The sequence below is a fragment of the Mesorhizobium sp. M1C.F.Ca.ET.210.01.1.1 genome, assembly GCF_004791585.1.
Classification (GTDB): Bacteria; Pseudomonadota; Alphaproteobacteria; order Rhizobiales; family Rhizobiaceae; genus Mesorhizobium.
The window spans coordinates 1-374 of the sequence record NZ_SRUU01000132.1 but is presented as its reverse complement, the minus strand read 5'-3'; the positions used below and the strand labels follow the sequence as shown (position 1 = coordinate 374).

At 61.5% G+C, this 374-nt stretch carries 1 pseudogene; it reads right to left on the bottom strand.

The window, feature by feature from the left end:
* Positions 1-374, bottom strand: a pseudogene (locus EN853_RS33245) (transketolase family protein); the annotation flags it as partial.

Genomic DNA, 374 nt, shown 5'->3' with positions numbered 1-374 from the left:
GTCCGCGATAGCTTCGGTGGCCTGCTCGATGTCGAGTGCGTCGCATGGATCTATGATGGTCAGGTTCGGCATGCCGCGAAAGATGGCGATGTCCTCCGTCGCCTGGTGGCTGGGGCCGTAACCGGTGGTCAGTCCCGGGAGGGCGCAGACAATCTTGACGTCGAGCTTTGCCTCCGCGATCGCCATGCAGATGAAGTCGTAAGCGCGACGTGAGGCAAAGACCGCGTAGGTCGTTGCAAATGGCGTAAAACCTTCCCGGGCCATCCCGGCAGCCGCGCTCATCAGCAGCTGCTCCGCCATGCCCATCTGATAAAAGCGGTCCGGATGCTCCTGCGCGAAAACATGGAGATCGGTGTATTTGCCGAGGTCGGCCG